Raw genomic sequence first — 1,439 nt, 5'->3', positions numbered from 1 at the left:
ACTATTAATACATCTCCGACAGCAGATGTTATTAGTGACGTGCAATCTTGCGGTGCTTATACATTACCAACATTAAATGCTAATAATAACTATTACTCAGCAACAGGGGGACCAAATGGAACGGGGACTATAGTTACAGCAGGAACTGATATTACAGGAACAAGTACGTTGTACGTTTACACGGAAACAGGAACAACTCCAAACACTTGTTTTGATGAAACTAGTTTTACAGTTACAATAGATGCAGCACCAGTAGCGGATTCACCTATGGATGTAGAAACTTGTGACACGTATACTTTACCAGCTTTGACTGCTAATAATACATATCACACAGCAACCGGAGGGTCTCCAACAACGGAGATTTCAGCAGGGACAGATATTACGACGACAACGACACTATTCGTTTATAAATCAATTGGAACAGCTCCAAATAATTGTACTGACGAAAGTAGTTTTGTCATAACTATTAATACATCTCCGACAGCAGATGTTATTAGTGACGTGCAATCTTGCGGTGCTTATACATTACCAACATTAAATGCTAATAATAACTATTATTCAGCAACAGGGGGACCAAATGGAACAGGGGCTATAGTTACAGCAGGAACTGATATTACAGGAACAAGTACGTTGTACGTTTACACGGAAACAGGAATAACTCCAAACACTTGTTTTGATGAAACTAGTTTTACAGTTACAATAGATGCAGCACCAGTAGCGGATTCACCTATGGATGTAGAAACTTGTGACACGTATACTTTACCAGCTTTGACTGCTAATAATACATATCACACAGCAACAGGAGGCGCTTCTGCAACAGAGTTGCCTGTTGGCGAAATAATTACAAGTACGACAACATTATTCGTTTATAAATCAATTGGAACAGCTCCAAATAATTGTACTGACGAAAGTAGTTTTGTGGTAACTATTAATACATCTCCGACAGCAGATGTTATTAGTGACGTGCAATCTTGCGGTGCTTATACATTACCAACATTAAATGCTAATAATAACTATTATTCAGCAACAGGAGGACCAAATGGAACAGGGACTTTAATTGCTTCGGGAACAGATATCACAGCAACAACTACGTTATACGTTTACACTGAAACAGGAACAGCGCCTAATATTTGTTCTGACGAAACTAGTTTTATAATTACTATTGATGGAACGGTAGTAGCAGATTCACCTATGGATGTAGAAGCTTGTGACACGTATACTTTACCAGCTTTGACTGCTAATAATACATATCACACAGCAACAGGAGGCGCTTCTACAACGGAGTTACCTGTTGGCGAAATAATTACAAGTACAACAACATTATTCGTTTATAAATCAATTGGCACAGCTCCAAATAATTGTACTGACGAAAGTAGTTTTGTCATAACTATTAATACATCTCCGACAGCAGATGTTATTAGTGACGTGCAATCTTGCGG

General features: G+C 38.2%; 1 pseudogene. It reads left to right on the top strand.

Going from position 1 to position 1,439, the window contains the following annotated elements:
* Window positions 1-1,439: pseudogene (locus BMZ09_RS16260) on the top strand (hypothetical protein); the annotation flags it as partial.

It is taken from the genome of Olleya namhaensis (genome assembly GCF_900114005.1).
Taxonomy (GTDB): Bacteria; Bacteroidota; Bacteroidia; order Flavobacteriales; family Flavobacteriaceae; genus Olleya; species Olleya namhaensis.
This window is presented reverse-complemented; position numbering and strand designations above follow the sequence as displayed.